This is a genomic window from Brevundimonas sp. GW822-FHT03E11, from assembly GCF_058801445.1.
On record NZ_JBXANG010000008.1, the window covers coordinates 89,928 to 106,326 of the forward strand.

Sequence of the window (16,399 nt, forward strand, 5' to 3'; positions counted from 1 at the left end):
CGCCCATCCTCGGGAGGGGAGAGGATGACTAGAAGCTGTAGCGGACGCCGAAGTTGTACTGCCGGCCGGTGTGCGAATAGACGTAGATGCTGTCGCGACGGCTGTCCGTATATTGCTCGTTGAAGGCGTCGGTCAGGTTCAGCCCTTCGAACGTCAGCTTGATGCGGTCGTTGAGGGCGTAGGAGGCCGAGGCGTCCACCGTGACGATGTCGCGCACCCCGTCGATGTCGTTGGTGCTGGTCCCGCTGGGCACGGCCGTCAGATAGCGGTCGCGGTAGGCGGCCGAGACGCGGGCGCTGAACCGATCGTCCTCGTAATAGAGGGTGGCGTTATAGGCCGTTTTCGACAGGCCGATCAGGTCGTTCTCGACAAAGCCGGTCGGGGACCGCGACGAGATATAGCTGATCTTGGAATCGACCAGGGTGACGTTGAAGATGGCGCCCAGATTGTCGAAGGGTCCAGGCAGGAAGCTGAACGGCTGCTGGTAGCTGACTTCGATCCCCTTCAGCGGACCGCCCTCGGTGTTGACCGGCTGGCTGAACAGGAAGACGTCGCTGGGCGAGACCCCCAGGCCGTTCAGCAGTTCGAGCGGCAGACCCGACTCATTGAACGGGCGCGAGGTCCTGGACGTCTGAATGTAGCTGTCGATGTCCTTGTAGAACAGACCGACCGACAGCAGGGCTTCCGGCGCGAAATACCACTCGGCCGAAAGGTCGTAGGTGGTGGCCCGGATGGGGTCCAGATAGGGGTTGCCCGAGCTGACGCTGAAGACGCCCACGGTGCTGAGGCTGCCGCCGGGCGTGACACTGCCCAGGTTCGGGCGGGTCATGACCTTGGCCGCGCCGAAGCGGACCAGGAAGTCCGGCGTCACTTCAGCAGTCACGTTCAGGGCGGGCAGGACGTCGTCATAGTCGCGGTCCACCGTCGTCTGCTGCGCCGCTCCGGCGACCAGCTGATAGCCGGTCGAGCTCTGTTCCGTCTTCACATAGCGCACCCCCACGTCGCCGCGGATCGGCACGCCGGCCAGTTCGGTGCTGAAGTCCAGTTGCAGATAGGCGGCCGAATCCTTCTCCGTCACGCTGCGGATATTGCCGCGCGCATTGCTGTTGGACGCTCCGCTCAGCTCGAACAGGCCCGTGTTGCTGTAGATGTCGAACAGGTCGGCGAAGGCCTGAAGGTTCGGCGCGATCCAGCTGGTGACCGTTCCGGCCGGCGCGTCCAGGTTCCGGCCGAAGCCGCTGACCAGTTCGGTCAGGCTGGCCAGGGTCACCCCGGCCGGCAGCTGGGGCACCACGCCTTCGTTGACCCGCGCCAAGGCCCAGGAATCGAACTCATATTCCTTGTAGTTGACGCCGGCCTTCAGGGTCAGGGACGGATTGAAATCATAGCCGGCGTCAAACTGGGCCGTCTTGATGGTGTTGGTCACGCCCTGAGGCCGCAGACGGATTTCCGAGCGGGCGGCGCCGAAATTATAGGCCAGCGGATCGGTTACGTCATAGCCGAAGCCGATCAGCGGCGCGTTCCGGTTCTCACGGTAGTCGTAGAAATAGTTGTCCGAATTCTCGCGGTTCAGGATGACCGTGGTCTGGATCGGATTGTCGAAGTCCGACTTGGAGTAGCCGACCAGACCCTTCACCCGGAAGCGATCGCTGAAGTCGTGCTCCAGGCTCAGCGTCGCCTGGGTGTATTTGGTGTCCAGCTCGTCAAAGCGGGTTTCGGTCTCCACATCGACGTCGTCGAACAGACCATAGACCATGTCGCCGTTCGCATCGATGACGCCGTCGCGAACGATGATTTCGGGCCGGCCGCCCTGAGAGGCGTTGCGGGCGAAGGACAGGGCTTCCAGCCAGTTCTCCTGACGCGTCGCCTTGAAATCGGAATAGAGGAGATCAAGGTTGATCAGCGTCTGTTCCTGCGGGCGGAACTGCAGCGAACCCGTCAGGCCCAACCGCTCCTGATCATGGGTCAGACGGCCGTAGCGGGGAAAGCGCGGCGAATAGACGTCCGCCCGGCGCGCATCGGCAAAGGGTGAAGCCGGATTGTATCCGCCCGCCTCGGTTCCGTTCAGCCAGCCGCCGGACCCGTGGCCTTCCTCCAGCAGACGCCGCTTGGTGTAGGCGACCGAGACCAGGGCGCCCAGGCGGCCGTCCATCCAGGTGTTGCTGGCCAGGGCGGCGAACCGGGGGTCCCATTCCTGCGACAGATCATTGTAGCCGTACTGACCCGACAGGACCAGGTTGGCGCCGGCGTAGTCGAAGGGCCGGCCGGTCTGCAGATCGACGGTGGCGCCCAGCGAGCCTTCCTCCGTCTCGGCCGAGGCCGTCTTGCGCACGGTGATGCTGTTGAAGAGTTCCGAGGCGAAGACGTTGAAGTCGAAGGCGCGGTTGCGGTTGGCGCCGCCCGAGCTGTCGGTGCCCGAGGCCGTGCTCTGACCCTCCACGCCGTTGATGCGCACGCGGGTGAACTGCGGTCCCAGGCCGCGCACGGTGATCTGTCGGCCCTCGCCGGCGTCGCGGGCGATGGAGACGCCCGGCACCCGCTGGATGGACTCCGCCAGGTTTGCGTCCGGGAAGTCGGCCATGTCCTCGGCCTTGATGACGTCCACGACGCCGTTGGCGCGGCGCTTGGTCGTCAGGGCGCTGCTGAGCGAGGCGCGGAAACCGGTTACCACAATCGAGTCGACTTCAGAGACCGGATCCTGCGTCTCATCCCCCTGAGCGACGCGGGTGTCGCGGGCGAGGACGGCGGTCCGTCCGTCGTTGGACGCGACGACGAGGTTGGTGCCGGCGAGCAGTCGGTCCAGGCCCTGCTGCACGGTCAGGACCCCCTGAACCGCGCCGGTCTGCTGCCCCGCCACGGCGTCAGAGGACGCCAGGAGCTGGAGATCCGCCTGCCGGGCGAAGGCCGGCACCCCGGTCGCGGCGGGCTGGGCCGGCACGTTGAACTGTCGCGTCTGGGCGTGGGCGGCTCCGGCCGAAGCCAGGGCGATGGTGCTGACGGCGATCATGAGCGACGCGCGAGCGTCGAATTGTGGCGCGAATGGCATGCGCAGGCCCTCCCTTATCTGTTTCCTGTTCCCGGACCCTTCTGGCGAGGGTTCCATTCAAGCGATGATCAGGCGCGGACTTTCCGTCACGCGTCCGTCATTTTTCTTCTTCAGCCGCCCAGAACGATGACGGTGTCGGAAACCTGGACCGATGCGCCGTGCGCGACGGCGACCGCCCGTGCGAAGCTGTCGGGCTCGTTCGTGCGGAACCAGCCCACCACGCGGCGCCCCTCCAGGGCCGGGTCGCTGATGATGATCTTGCGGCTGTTGTAGCGATTGAACTCGGCGGCGGCGGCGGCGACCGTGTCGCCGTCAAGCACCACCTGACCGTCGCGCCAGGCCAGGGCGCGCTCCGCCTCCAGGGGCCGGCTGACGGGACGCGCCGCGCCGGCCTTGTCGCCAATGAAGACCTGTTCGCCCGCCTTGACGCGCCGCCGCGCGCCGCCGGGGTCGTCGACGCTCCAGACTTCGACGACGCCTTCGGTCACCATGACCTGGGCGCCGATGGTCTTGCGGCGCACGGAAAAGGCAGTGCCGACCGCCTGCACCCGCACCGCGCCGGCCTCGACGACGAAGGGGCGGGCGGCGTCCTTGGCGACCTGGAACCAGGCCTCGCCGCGCTCGATCGCGACCTCGCGGCGGCGCGGCTTCAGGCTGACCTCGACCACCGTATCGGTGTTGATCGCGGCCAGAGAGCCATCCTCCAGGGGCACCCGGCGGATCTCGCCCAGACGAGTGGACAGTCGCTGGCGTTGCAGGGCCGAGACGAAAACACCGCCGGCCGTCAGCGAGGCGGCCAAGCCGGCCGCCCCCGCCAGGACCCAGCGCCGGGCCGGCCGACCTGTCGTCGCCCCGGGTTCAGCCGCCTGGGCGGGCGCGGCGGCTAAACAATAGGCCGCCTGCGCTCGCGCCAGCGCTCCGCGGTGACGCCGATCCTGGGTCAGCCAGGTCTCCAAGGCCGCGCGTTCGACGTCCGGCAGCGGGCGATCCAGCTTCACCGCCCAGGCGGCCGCTTCCGCATCGATCGGATTCAGGTCGGAAGCGCTCATGCCTTGCGCCTCGTCATGCCCGGCGCCTCGTCCGCGGCCAGGGCGGCCAGAATCGCCTTCAGCCCACGCGCGGCTTCGTTCTCGACCACGTTCTCGCTGACACCCAGTCGGCGTGCGATCTCCCGCTGCGACAGACCCAGAATGCGCCGCATCTCGAAGATGCGCCGGCATCGGTCGGGCAGACGGCTGATGATCTGCATCACGCGTTCAAGTTCCTTGCGCCCGGCCGCAATACGCTCCGGAGACGGTTCGTCCCACTCGATGTTCAGACCGTCGATTTCCGTCACGGTTTCGAACCGAACGACGCGTTGCCGACGCAGCTGTTCGAGAACGATCGACCGGGCGGTCTGGAAGAAGTAGGCGCGGGGGCTGCGGATGCGGCCTGGATCGTCCAGATCGACCAGTCGGCAATAGGCCTCCTGGATCACATCGTCCGTTTCGGAGGCGGCGACCAAGGACTGGGCAAGCCAGCGGCGGACGTCCGCCTCATGCGGCAGAACCTCGCGCGCCAGCCAGCGCACGGCCTCGTCGCTTGGAATGCTCAGTCTGGTCGCCACAGGCCCCTCCATCTGATGACGATGAGCGGCGCGACCGTTTCCGTCAAAGGCCGCCGAACGAGGGAAAAAAGTTCGACGGCCGAAGGCCCCCGATCAGCCGTTCTCCGCCGACCAGACGGCGTACAGATCAAGCGCCCGTTGCGGCGAGGTGATCCACCAGGAATAGCCGTTGCGCCGCCCGATCGAAATCTCGTTCACGTCGTCGTGGATGGTCTGGTCCTTGTCGCCGAAGATCGGCCGTCCGGTCACCAGATCATAGTTGCGCGACCAGATCGGACCGGCGCCGGGCTTGTCGATCAGTTTGCGGCCCTGATCCGTCATTTCGAACGACTTGTCGTAGACCCGGACCGCCTCCAGCCAAGCCGCCGCGCCGCGCACGGCCGCCTTGACCTCGGCGGAAGGATTCGGCTCGCGCATCAGGAAGATCAGGATGTCGGTGGTTTCGCCGCTGGCGATGGAGCGAGGCTCATAGTTGCGGGCGCTGGTCGGAACCAGACGCATCGGCTCCACCTGCTGAGGCCAGCCCAGCAGGCGATCGCCCTGACGCACCTGGGCCGCCAAAATGACTTCGACCGCCTTGTGCGTCGCCTCCCCTGCACGGGACTTCAAATCAATCGAAACAAAGTCGAAGCCCTCGCGTCCCTGCGACACGTCCCGCAGCAGCATGGCGGCGTTGGCGACAGCGTTGTCGTTGAAGGTGATGGAATCGTGGAAGCCGCCTTCCAGAGGCCAGATCTGCGGCCAGCCGCCGTTCGGATACTGGGCGTTCAAGAGATAGCGCACGCCGCGCTCGATACTGGCGCGCCAGGCGTCCCCCTGGGCGCCCGGGGCGTGGGCCGCGACCTTGGCCAGGAAGCGCATCTCCGTCCAGGTCGCCTCGTTGTCGAGGGTGCCGACGAAGGTCCAGAACCGGTCCGCGGGCGCGTCGAAATTGGCCGGATTCTGCTCCATGGTCTCGGCGTCGTTCGAGAACCGCTGACCGGGCAGACGGGCGATCGTCCGATCCTGGTTCTTGCTCCACCCGCCGGCCGGCGTCTGGAAGCTGACGATGGCGTCGGCGATCCGGCGGGCCTGCGCCGATCCGTACCAGTCCGACGGTCGGTCCAGAGGCATGTTGTACCGGCTGGACCCCACGGCCTGAGGCGGCGGCGGCGGAGTCGCGCCGGGCGGCAGTTCGGCGGCCAGAGCCGCCCGGTCCGCCAGATGCTGGGCCTGGGAACGAGCCAGATACTCCACCCAGGCGCCGCGCTCCCCATCCGGCAGGGCGCCGATCCGATCAATGGTCAGACCGACGGCCGGAGTGTTCAGGCGAAGAACCTCGGCCTCAGCCGGCGCTCCGGCCATGGCGACCAGGGTCAGAGCCCCCAGGGCGGTGAAGGATCGGGTAAAAACAGAACTCACGAGCGTACTCCCAATATTTTGGGAAACACTTCTACATAATGAAACATGAGACGCAACCGCCCGCCGTTGGGCGGCCCCTGCGCCGTCACGCCACGATCAGAGTGCGATCAAGGGCGGAGACGGACTTGGCTCCCGTCAGGGTCATGGCCACGCGCATCTCCTTTTCGAACAGATCGAGAAGGTCGCCCACGCCCGCCTGCCCCCGCGCCGCCAGGGCGTAGATGAAGGCGCGCCCTAACATCACGGCGTCCGCGCCGAGCGCCAGGGCCCGCACCACGTCCAGGCCGTTGCGGATGCCGGAATCCACGAGGATCTTCAGGTCGCCCTGAACCGCGTCGGCGATGGCCGGCAAGGCCTGCGCCGAGGAGAGAACGCCGTCCAGCTGACGCCCGCCATGGTTCGACACAACGATCCCGTCGGCGCCGAAGGCCACGGCGTCACGCGCATCCTGGGGGTCCAGGACGCCCTTGATGATCATGGGGCCGTCCCAGGCGTCGCGGATCCACTGAAGATCCTTCCACGAGATCGAAGGATCGAAATTGGCGCCCAGCCAGCCGATATAGTCGGCCAGACCCGTCGCCTTGCCCAAATATCGGGACACATTGCCCAGGTCGTGCGGCCGCCCCCTCACCCCGACGTCCCAGGCCCAGGCGGGATGGGTCATGGCCTGGATCATGCGGCGCATCTCGGCATTCGGCCCGCTCATGCCGGAATGGGCGTCGCGATAGCGGGCGCCGGGGGTGGGCATGTCGACGGTGAAGACCAGGGTCTTCACCCCCGCCGCCTTCGCCCTTTCCAGGGCGTTCTTCATGAAGCCCCGGTCGCGCAGCACATAGAGCTGGAACCACATCGGCCGGTCGATGGCGGGCGCCACCTCTTCGATGGGGCAGACCGAGACGGTGGACAGGGTGAAGGGCACGCCGCGCGACGCCGCCGCCCGGGCCGCCTGCACCTCGCCGCGCCGGGCGTACATGCCCGTCAGGCCGACCGGCGCCAGGACGATCGGCAGACGCAGGGTCTCGTCGAACAGTGGCGTCTCCAGGCTGAGGCTGGACATGTCCTGCAACACCCGCTGGCGCAGGGCGACGTCGCGCCAGTCCTCGACGTTGCGGCGCAGGGTGTGTTCGGCATAGGCGCCGCCGTCGATATAGTGAAACAGGAAGGGCGGCAGCTTGCGCCGCGCGGCCTCGCGGTAATCGCTGGGCGACGAGATGATCATGGGTCTGTCTTACTGAAAGTTCGCGAACGCCCCGCCATCCACCAGCAGGGCGGCGCCGGACATATAGCCGGCCATGTCAGACGCCAGGAAGGCGACCACCGAGGCGATGTCCTCGGGCCGACCCAGCCGCCCCAGCGGAATCCGCCCTTCCATATAGGTCCGCTTGGCGGGATCGGACAGGTCGTCCTTATTGATGTCGGTGGCGATGGTGCCGGGCAGGACCGAGTTGCAGCGAATGCCGTATTGGCCCAGGGCCACGGCGCAGGACTGCATCAGACTGTGAACCCCGGCCTTGGTCGGGGTGTAATGGGTCTGCATCTCGCCGCCGACCAGGGCCGAGATGGAGCTGATCGCCACGATGGCCCCGCCGTGGCCCTGCTTCACCATCTGGTTGGCGGCGGCCTGGGTCATGAAATAGGCCCCGTGCAGATTGACCTCCATGGTCCGGCGCAGGGTCTCCACCGGCATGTCCAGAAAGGCGTGGAAGGGGCAGATCCCGGCATTGGAGACGAAGACGTCCACCCGGCCCAGGGCCTGGACCGACCGGTCGATGAAGTCGGCGGCGCTGTCCGGCAGGGCCACATCGCCATCGACGGCGACGGCCCGGCGGCCCAGCCGCTCGATCTCGGCGACGACCTCGGCGGCCGCCTCGGCGTCGCGATAGGTGTTGATCGCCACGTCAGCGCCCTGGCGCGCGGCCTCGATCGCGGTCGCCCGTCCGATGCCTCGCGACGCCCCGGTGATCAGGACGACCTTGTTCTCAAGCAGCATGGGGGCTCCGACGGTTCTGTGGGTTTGGATCAGGTTTTGGGCGACCAGCCGAGGTCGGCGCTGATGGCGTCGGCGGCCTCCGTCACCGTCTTGGTCAGTTCGCTCATCCGCGCATCGGACATGTATTGAGCGGCCGAGGAGACGCTGAGGGCCGCGACGATTCGGCCGTCGACCGAGCGGATCGGAGCGGCGACGCAGCGGATCTGGTCTTCGTTCTCCTCAAGATCGAAGGCGTAACCCTTTTGGGCGTAGCCGCGCATCCGCTCCAGCCAGACGGCGCGGGCGGCCGAGTCGAACTTGGCGTCCGGCTCGGCGTAGAAGTCGATCCACTCCGCCTCGGTCTTGTCCAGGATCAGCGCCTTGCCCAGGCCGGTCGAGGCGATGGGGTGACGTTCGCCCAGGCGCGAACCGATGTTGATGCGGCGACGTCCGGCCACCTTGTCCAGATAGAGGGCATGACGGCCGTCCAGCACGCCCAGATGCACGGTGTCGTCCGTGGCGGCCGACAGCTGCTCCAGCCAGGGTCGGGCGACGCGCGGCAGATGCATCTGCTGGCTGGCGGCGTGACCCAGCTCCAGTAGTTTCGGCCCCAAGGAATAGCCCTCGCGCGGCCGGAACGACAGCAGACGACGCTCGACCAAGGCCGAGGCCAGACGGTGGGTGGTGCTGCGGGTCAGATCCAGCTTTTCCGACAGTTCGGCCAGCGGCAGAGAGCCTTCGATCAAGGCGTCGATGACATCCAGACCGCGCAGCAGGGTCTGGCTGCCGGACGCCTTGGCCCCCGCCTCGTCTTCACCTGCGACCTGCATGGTCTTGATTGACGCCGTTCGTCCCATTTCGTAATCCTCATTCTCAGAATGTAGCAAAACGCGCAAGTCGTCCAAAGCTATGCAGGGAACCTTGGCGTGTCGCAGGGAGGAAAGCCAGTGAAATCCCGAAATATGGGAGCGGATCGCCGCTTTTTGGCTGGTCCGCAATGAGCCGCCTGCCCCGGATCAAGCATGTCCGCGCCTTCGTCGTTAAGAACGACGGGACCGGCGGCGGCGCCGACTATCACGATCAGGGCGACGGCCACTGGATTGACGACCATATCGCCACGCCTATGGCGAAATATCCCGAGTATCGTCAGAGCCGCCGCAGCTTCGGCATCAATGTGCTGGGCACGCTGGTGGTCGAGATCGAGGCCGAGAACGGCGTCGTCGGTTTCGCGGTCACGACAGGCGGCGAACCCGCCGCCTATATCGTCGAAAAACACCTGGCCCGCTTCCTGGAAGGCCGCGATCCGTCCGAGGTCGAGAAGATCTGGGACCAGATGTATTTCTCGACCCAGTATTACGGTCGCAAGGGTCTGGTGGTGAACGCCATCTCGGGCGTCGATCTGGCCCTGTGGGATCTGTTGGGCCGACTGCGCCAGGAGCCGGTCTTCGCCATGCTGGGCGGGGCCGTGCGCGACGAACTGACCTTCTACGCCACCGGCGCGCGCCCCGACAAAGCCAAGGAATTGGGTTTCATCGGCGGCAAGATGCCCCTGCACCACGGCCCTGCCGAGGGCGAGGAGGGCCTCAAGAAGAACCTCGCCGAGCTGGAGGCCATGCGGAACGCCTGCGGCGACGACTTCTGGCTGATGTTCGACTGCTGGATGGCGCTGGACCTGAACTACGCCACCCGCCTGGCCCATGAAGCGCACAAACTGGGTCTGAAGTGGATCGAGGAGGCGATGAGCCCCGACGACTACTGGGGCTATCAGGCGCTGAAGAAGAACGCCCCCAAGGGGATGCTGGTGACCACCGGCGAGCATGAGGCCACCCGCTGGGGCTTCCGCATGCTGCTGGAGATGGAATGCTGCGACATCATCCAGCCGGACGTCGGCTGGTGCGGCGGCGTCACCGAACTGCAGAAGATATCCGCCCTGGCCGACGCCAAGGGCGTGCTGATGATCCCCCACGGGTCCAGCGTCTATTCCTACCATTTCGTCGTCACGCGCCATAACAGCCCCTTCGCCGAGTTCCTGATGATGGCCCCCGGCGCCGACGAGGTCGTGCCCATGTTCCATCCGCAGCTGATCGGCGAACCCGTGCCGGTCAACGGCAGGCTCAAGGTTCCCGACACGCCAGGCTTCGGCGTGGAGCTGAACCGCGACATCGCCCTGCACCGCCCCTACGCCCGCTAGTCGAGAGTCCCCCCGTCTCATGAAACTGCTTCGCTACGGCCCCAGGGGCCAGGAAAAGCCCGGCCTGCTGGATGCGGACGGCCGCATCCGCGACCTGTCCGGCGTGGTCCCCGACATCACGCCCGATCAGCTGTGGGGCGAAGGCCTGGCTGCGCTGAAGGCGATCGATCCCGAGCGCCTGCCGCTGATCGAAGGCCAGCCGCGCTACGGCGTGCCGGTGAACGGCGTGCGCAAATTCATCGCCATCGGCCTGAATTTCGCCGACCACGCCGAGGAATCGAACCTGCCCATTCCGTCGGAGCCTGTCGTCTTCGCCAAGGCGGTGTCCTGCCTTCAGGGACCGAACGACACGGTCGTCATCCCGCGCGGCTCTGAGAAGACCGACTGGGAGGTCGAGCTGGGCATCGTCATCGGCAGGCGCGCGTCTTACGTCGAACAGGCCGACGCCCTGGATCATGTGGCCGGCTATGTGCTGATCAACGACGTGTCCGAGCGCGCCTTCCAGACCGAGCGCGGCGGCACCTGGGACAAGGGCAAGGGGTGCGACACCTTCGGTCCGGTCGGCCCCTGGATCGTCACCCCCGACGAGGTCGGCGACGTCCAGAACCTGGACATGTGGCTGGACCTGAACGGCAAGCGGATGCAGACCGGCAACACCCGGACCATGATATTCGGCGTCGCCGAGATCGTGTCCTACGTCAGCCAGTTCATGACGCTGGAGCCGGGGGATCTGATCACCACCGGCACCCCGCCCGGCGTGGGCCTGGGCCAGAAGCCCGAACCCTTCTACCTCAAGGCCGGCGACGTGATGGAGCTGGGCATCGACAAGCTGGGCAGCCAGCGTCAGGCCGTGGTGGCCTGGTCCAAGGATTTGGTCGCATGAGCGCCTATGAAGGACGTTTCGCAGGCCGGGCCGCCGTCGTGACCGGCGGCGCCTCGGGCCTGGGCAAGGCCGCCGCCGCCCGCATCGTCGCCGAGGGCGGCCGGGTGGTGCTGTGGGATCTGAACGCGGACACGCTTAAGGCCGCCGCGGCTGAGGTCGGCGCCGTGACGACCGTGGCCCTGGACGTGGCCGATCCCGAGGCGGTCGCGTCGGCCGCCGAGACTTCGAACGCGGCCCTGGGCGGCCGCATCGACATCCTGGTCGCCTCCGCCGGCGTCACGGGCGCCACCGCGCCGGTGCAAGAGTTTCCGATCGACAGCTGGAAGCGGGTCGTGGACATCAATCTGAACGGCGTCTTCTACTGCTGCCGCGCCGTCGTGCCCTTCATGCTGGCGAACGGCTACGGCCGGATCGTCAATGTGGCCTCGGTCGCGGGCAAGGAAGGCAATCCCAACGCCAGCGCCTATTCGGCGTCAAAGGCGGGGGTGATCGGCTTCACCAAGTCTCTGGGCAAGGAATTGGCCGGCAAGGGCGTCATCGCCAACAGCCTGACCCCCGCCACCTTCGAAAGCCCGATCCTGGAGCAACTGCCCCAGAGCCAGGTCGACTATATGCGCTCCAAAATCCCCATGGGGCGCCTGGGCGAAGTCGAGGAGAGCGCCGCCATGGTCTGCTTCATGGCCTCCGAAGAGTGCAGCTTCACCACCGCCTCGACGTTCGATACGTCTGGCGGGCGCACGACCTACTGAGTGTACGCGGTGGGCTCGGATCTCCGCATCGTCGATTCCCACGTCCATCTGTGGGACCTGTCACGGGCGCGCTACGGCTGGCTTCAGGACGATCCCCTGCCGAACAATCCAGCCGGGGACATGTCGTCCATCGCCAACGCGAACTATCTGCTGGACGACTATCTGGCCGATACGGCCGGCTGGCGTGTGGAAAAGATCGTTCACGTCGAGGCCGGCCAGCCGGTAGGCCGGCAACTGGCCGAAACAGACTGGCTACAATCGCTCGCCGATGACACCGGTTATCCACACGCGATCGTCGCCGGCGCCGACATGCTTGACCCACACCTGGACGCCCTGCTGGAGGCTCACGCCGCCCGCGCGAACGTACGCGGCGTGCGCCAGATCGTCTGCTGGCACGAGGATCCGCTGAAAACCTATACCGACCGAGACCTGTTGCGAGATCCGCAGTGGGTGGCAGGCTTCGCGAAACTGGCGCGGCACGGCCTGTCGTTCGACCTCCAGCTCTATCCGTCGCAGATGGCGACCGCCGCCATCATCGCCGCGCGTCACCCCGACATTTCGATGATCGTCAATCACGCCGGACTGCCGACCGACCGCGACGCGGCGGGAATGGAGCGCTGGAAGCGGGGTCTGCGCCTGCTGGCCGCCCAACCCCAGGTCTCGATCAAGATTTCCGGCCTCGGCATCACCGACCGCGCCTGGACCCCCGACAGCATTCGCCCCGTCGTCCTGGAGTGTATCGACGCCTTCGGGACCGAGCGGGCCATGTTCGCCTCCGACTTCCCGGTCGAGCGGGTCCACGGAACCTTCGACGCCTTCTATTCCGCCTTCGACGCGATCACGGCCGACTTCTCGGCCGAAGAGCGCGACCGCCTGTTCGCCGCCAACGCCGAGGCGATCTACCGCATCTGACACCCACCCGCCGAGGCCGCGAAAAGACGGCCAGGCCCGCGAGAAACACCAGGAGAGCCCCAATGGTCATCGAGACCGACGCCGCCCACACCCCCGGAGGTCTGGCCCAGCCCTCAGTTTCGGGGCCTGCCGGTTCCTTGAAGGGCCCGCTGGCCTTCGCCATCGCCTGCTTCCTGATCTGGGGCCTGGCCTATGGCCTGCTGGACGTGCTGAACAAGCATTTCCAGGAGACGCTCAGCATCAGCCAGGCCGACAGCGCCTGGCTGCAGATCGCCTATTTCGGGGCCTATCTGCTGCTGTCGATTCCGGCGGGCATGCTGCTGCACGCCCGGGGCTACAAGTTCGGCATCGTGTCGGGCCTGGCCGTCACCGCGATCGGCGCCCTGCTGTTCATCCCGGCGGCGGGCGCAGGGGCCTTCCTGCCCTTCGTCGGCTCCATGTTCGTTCTGGCCGCCGGCCTGTGCATTCTGGAAACCAGCGCCGACACCTACGTCAACGTCCTGGGCGATCCGGCCAAGGCGTCTCAGCGCCTGAACCTGGCCCAATCGTTTAACGCCCTGGGCGTCTTCTTCGGGCCGCTGATCGGCGGCGCCGTCTTCTTCAGCCCGACGACGACCCAGGCCCTGGGCGGGGCGACCCGCTCGATCCAGATCGTCTACGGCCTGATCGCCGTCGGGGTGATCCTGTTCGCCCTGGCCGTCTGGCGCGCCCGCCTGCCGGAGACCGGCCTGTCGGACCACGGCTCGGCCGAGGGCGACGTTCCCGCCCTGCCCCTGTCGAAACAGCCGCACTTCGTCGCCGGCGTGATCACCCAGGCCCTTTATATCGGCGCCCAGGTCGGCATCGGCGCCTATTTCATCAATCTGGTGACCCACAACTGGCAGGGCCTGACGTCGCAGCAAGGCGCCTTCATGCTGTCGCTGGCGGCCATCGGCTATCTGGTCGGCCGCTTCTTCGCCACCGCCCTGCTGCTGAAGATCAGGCCGCGCGCCCTGCTGACGGCCTATGGCCTGATCAATGTCGTCCTGACCCTGGTCGTGGCGGCCGGGATCAATATCGTCTCGCCGGTCGCCCTGATCGCCGTCTTCTTCTTCATGTCGACCATGTTCGCGACCATCTTCGCATTGGGCACGACCGGGCTGGGCGCAAGCACAAAACGGGCGTCCTCCTTGATGGTCATGGCGATCGGCGGCGGCGTGCTGCTGCCGTGGCCTATGGGCAGGATCGCCGACCTCTACGGCGCCAACGTCGCCTTCCTGATGCCTGCGGTCTGTTTCGCGGTCGTCGCCTGGTACGGATGGAAGGGCGCAGGCTTGGGACTGAAGGCGGAGGCGAAGTGATGGGTTTTCGCGCCGCCCTTCTCGCCTTCACCCTGCTGGCCGGCCCCACCGCGGCCTGCGCCCAGACGGTCGCGCCCGTCGCCTTCGCGCCCGTCGCGCCGATCGACCGACACGCCCTGGTCACGCGCCATAATGTGACGCTGACCTCGATAGACCCTCATGCGCCGATCATGCTGGGCAATGGGAACCTGGGCTTCACCGCCGACATCACGGGGTTGCAGACCTTCCCGGAACAGTATTCGGAACTGTCCCCCCTGCTGACCATGGCGCAGTGGGCCTGGCACAGCTTTCCCAATCCGAACGGCTATACCGAACAGGACGGCCTGATCGACGTGCCCGTGCCGGGACGAGGGGAACAACCCTATGCCTGGATGAAGTCGTGGGCGGTGGCCGAGACCCAGCCCGCCTACACCTGGCTGCGGGCCAATCCGCATCGGTTCTCTCTCAGTCGCATCGGCCTGACCTTCGCCGACAGCAGGCCGCTGGACTTCGCCAAGGTCGCTCACACCCGCCAGACGCTGGACCTGTGGTCCGGGGCCCTGACCAGCCGCTTCACCTATGACGGCCAGCCGGTCGAGGTCGTCACCCGCGTCCACCCGAGCCTGGACATGGTTATGGTCGAGATCGTCTCCCCCTTGGTCTCCACGCGAGGCCTGGGCGTTCAGGTCCGCTATCCAAGCGTCGCCCCCGCCATCAATCCCGATCCGACGTCGTTTGACGCCTCGGGAGCCCAAAGCCTGACCGTCGTCGCCCAAGACGCGGGCGACGTCCGCATTCGCCGCACCCTGGACGACACCCGCTATTATTCGGGCATCACCGCTTCCGGTGAAATCGAGCAAACCGGCGCCGACGACTTCCGAGCGGTCGCCGCCGGTCGCGACCGGCTGACCGTCATGGTCCGCTTCGATCGGCAGGACCGAGCGCCCGCGACACCGGCCTACAGCGCCGGCGTCCAGGCGACGGCCGCCCACTGGAACGGGTTCTGGACCCAGGGCGGCGCCGTGGATTTCAGCGGCTCCACCGATCCCCGCGCACCCGAGTTGGAGCGCCGCGTAGTCCTGTCGCAATACCTCTCGGCCCTGAACGGCGCCGGCGAACTGCCGCCCCAGGAAGAGGGTCTGTTCTCCAACAGCTGGTACGGCAAGTTCCACCTGGAAATGCACCCCTGGCACGCCGGCTGGCAAGCCATGTGGGGCCATGCCGACATGCTGGAGCGGAGTCTGCCCTGGTATGTCGGCCATCTGGACCAGGCCCGCGCCGAGGCCGCCCGCCACCGGGTCAAGGGCGCCTGGTGGCCCAAGATGGTCGGACCCGAGGGCCGCAACAGCCCCAGCCTCGTCTCGCCCTTCATCATGTGGCAGCAGCCGCATCCGATCCTGCTGGCCGAGCTGGTGTGGCGGGCAGAGAAAGATCCCGCCGTACTGGATCGATACGGCGAGTTAGTCGAGGCCACCGCCGACCTCCTGGCCTCCTGGCCCATCGAACGCGACGGCCGGCTGAACCTGGGACCGCCGATGATTCCGGCGCAGGAAAACTATGATCCCCTGACCACGGTGAACCCCGCCTTCGAGGTCGAGTATTTTCGCTGGGGGCTGGAAACCGCGCAGGCCTGGCGCGAACGCAAGGGCCAGGCCCGCCGCGCCGACTGGGATCAGGCCCTGGCCAGGATGGCGCCGCCGCCGATGAAGGACGACCTCTATCTGCCGGTCGAAAACGTGCCGGACTTCTGGGAGACCGCCATGTCCGACGCCTGCCGCAGACACGCTGCGGCGGCTCAATGCAAGAACCGCGACCACCCCTCCTTCCTAATGGCGTACGGCTTCATCCCAGGCGCTCGGATCGACCCGGCCGCCATGCGCCGCACCTTCGAAGCGGTGGAGCGGAACTGGGACGTGCGCCAGACCTGGGGATGGGACTTCCCCATGATGGCCATGACCGCCGCCCGCCTGGGTGAACCCGACAAGGCCGTGGACTGGCTGTTCGCGGACCTGAAGAACAATCAGTGGGGCGTCACCGGCATGACGCCGCGCGTCCATCTGGACGAGCACGCCGACGAGCTGGTGCCCGTCTCGGCCGGCGCCGGCGGAGTCCGGATGGCCGTCAATCCCGACGGCCCCGGCTATCGTCGCGCGGCGGAGACCTACTTCCCGTCCAACGGCTCCCTACTCATGGCTGTCGGCTTGATGGCCGCCGGATGGGACGGGTCCAGCGGCCATGCGCCCGGCTTCCCCAAGGAGGGCTGGACCGTGCGGGTCGAAGGCCTGACGCCCGCCCCCTGAACCCGAAAGACAGGATCGCCCCC

The 16,399-nt window shown here is 66.9% G+C and carries 13 protein-coding genes; 6 read left to right on the forward strand and 7 right to left on the reverse strand.

Going from position 1 to position 16,399, the window contains the following annotated elements; genetic code table 11:
- Positions 1-28 precede the first annotated feature (28 nt).
- From AC1RKE_RS13090 to AC1RKE_RS13120, 7 genes are all read right to left on the reverse strand, one after another.
- On the reverse strand, positions 29-3,007 hold the full coding sequence (locus tag AC1RKE_RS13090) for a TonB-dependent receptor (RefSeq protein WP_395942200.1): 2,979 nt from the start codon (positions 3,005-3,007) through the stop codon (positions 29-31).
- A gap of 149 nt (positions 3,008-3,156) precedes the next feature.
- Positions 3,157-4,095, reverse strand: coding sequence for a FecR family protein (locus tag AC1RKE_RS13095; RefSeq protein ID WP_333895930.1), 939 nt, complete (start codon positions 4,093-4,095; stop codon positions 3,157-3,159).
- A complete protein-coding gene (locus AC1RKE_RS13100) occupies positions 4,092-4,652 on the reverse strand; it encodes a sigma-70 family RNA polymerase sigma factor (RefSeq protein ID WP_228186374.1) in 561 nt (186 codons plus the stop codon). Before AC1RKE_RS13100 ends, AC1RKE_RS13095 begins: the two co-directional genes overlap by 4 nt.
- Positions 4,653-4,745: 93 nt before the next feature.
- Positions 4,746-6,053: a pectate lyase gene (gene pelA / locus AC1RKE_RS13105; protein WP_348683063.1), complete on the reverse strand. Its 1,308-nt coding sequence runs from the start codon at positions 6,051-6,053 to the stop codon at positions 4,746-4,748.
- 85 nt (positions 6,054-6,138) lie between these two features.
- On the reverse strand, positions 6,139-7,272 hold the full coding sequence (gene lldD / locus AC1RKE_RS13110; RefSeq protein WP_348683061.1) for an FMN-dependent L-lactate dehydrogenase LldD: 1,134 nt from the start codon (positions 7,270-7,272) through the stop codon (positions 6,139-6,141).
- Between the two features lie 9 nt (positions 7,273-7,281).
- Positions 7,282-8,043, reverse strand: coding sequence for an L-rhamnose 1-dehydrogenase Lra1 (gene lra1, locus AC1RKE_RS13115; RefSeq protein WP_348683059.1), 762 nt, complete (start codon positions 8,041-8,043; stop codon positions 7,282-7,284).
- Between the two features lie 29 nt (positions 8,044-8,072).
- On the reverse strand, positions 8,073-8,879 hold the full coding sequence (locus AC1RKE_RS13120; protein WP_182714112.1) for an IclR family transcriptional regulator: 807 nt from the start codon (positions 8,877-8,879) through the stop codon (positions 8,073-8,075).
- Positions 8,880-9,019: 140 nt separating this feature from the next.
- On the opposite strand from AC1RKE_RS13120, the gene rhmD reads away from it, so the two are divergent.
- The 6 genes from rhmD (at position 9,020) to AC1RKE_RS13150 (ending at position 16,376) form a co-directional block, all read left to right on the forward strand.
- Entirely contained in the window at positions 9,020-10,213 is a 1,194-nt protein-coding gene (gene rhmD / locus AC1RKE_RS13125; protein WP_348683057.1) for an L-rhamnonate dehydratase, read from the forward strand.
- A gap of 19 nt (positions 10,214-10,232) precedes the next feature.
- Entirely contained in the window at positions 10,233-11,096 is an 864-nt protein-coding gene (locus AC1RKE_RS13130; RefSeq protein WP_348683055.1) for a 2,4-didehydro-3-deoxy-L-rhamnonate hydrolase, read from the forward strand.
- Positions 11,093-11,845: an SDR family NAD(P)-dependent oxidoreductase gene (locus AC1RKE_RS13135; RefSeq protein WP_152949722.1), complete on the forward strand. Its 753-nt coding sequence runs from the start codon at positions 11,093-11,095 to the stop codon at positions 11,843-11,845. Before AC1RKE_RS13130 ends, AC1RKE_RS13135 begins: the two co-directional genes overlap by 4 nt.
- Before the next feature lie 9 nt (positions 11,846-11,854).
- Positions 11,855-12,757 (forward strand): amidohydrolase family protein, encoded by a 903-nt coding sequence (locus AC1RKE_RS13140; protein WP_201464063.1) that lies wholly within the window; start codon positions 11,855-11,857, stop codon positions 12,755-12,757.
- Positions 12,758-12,819: 62 nt separating this feature from the next.
- The gene (locus AC1RKE_RS13145; protein WP_348683051.1) at positions 12,820-14,097 is read left to right on the forward strand and encodes a sugar MFS transporter; all 1,278 of its coding nucleotides are present in this window, start codon (positions 12,820-12,822) and stop codon (positions 14,095-14,097) included.
- Complete coding sequence (locus AC1RKE_RS13150; protein WP_348683050.1) at positions 14,097-16,376, forward strand: hypothetical protein; 2,280 nt, start codon at positions 14,097-14,099, stop codon at positions 16,374-16,376. Before AC1RKE_RS13145 ends, AC1RKE_RS13150 begins: the two co-directional genes overlap by 1 nt.
- Positions 16,377-16,399: the final 23 nt, after the last annotated feature.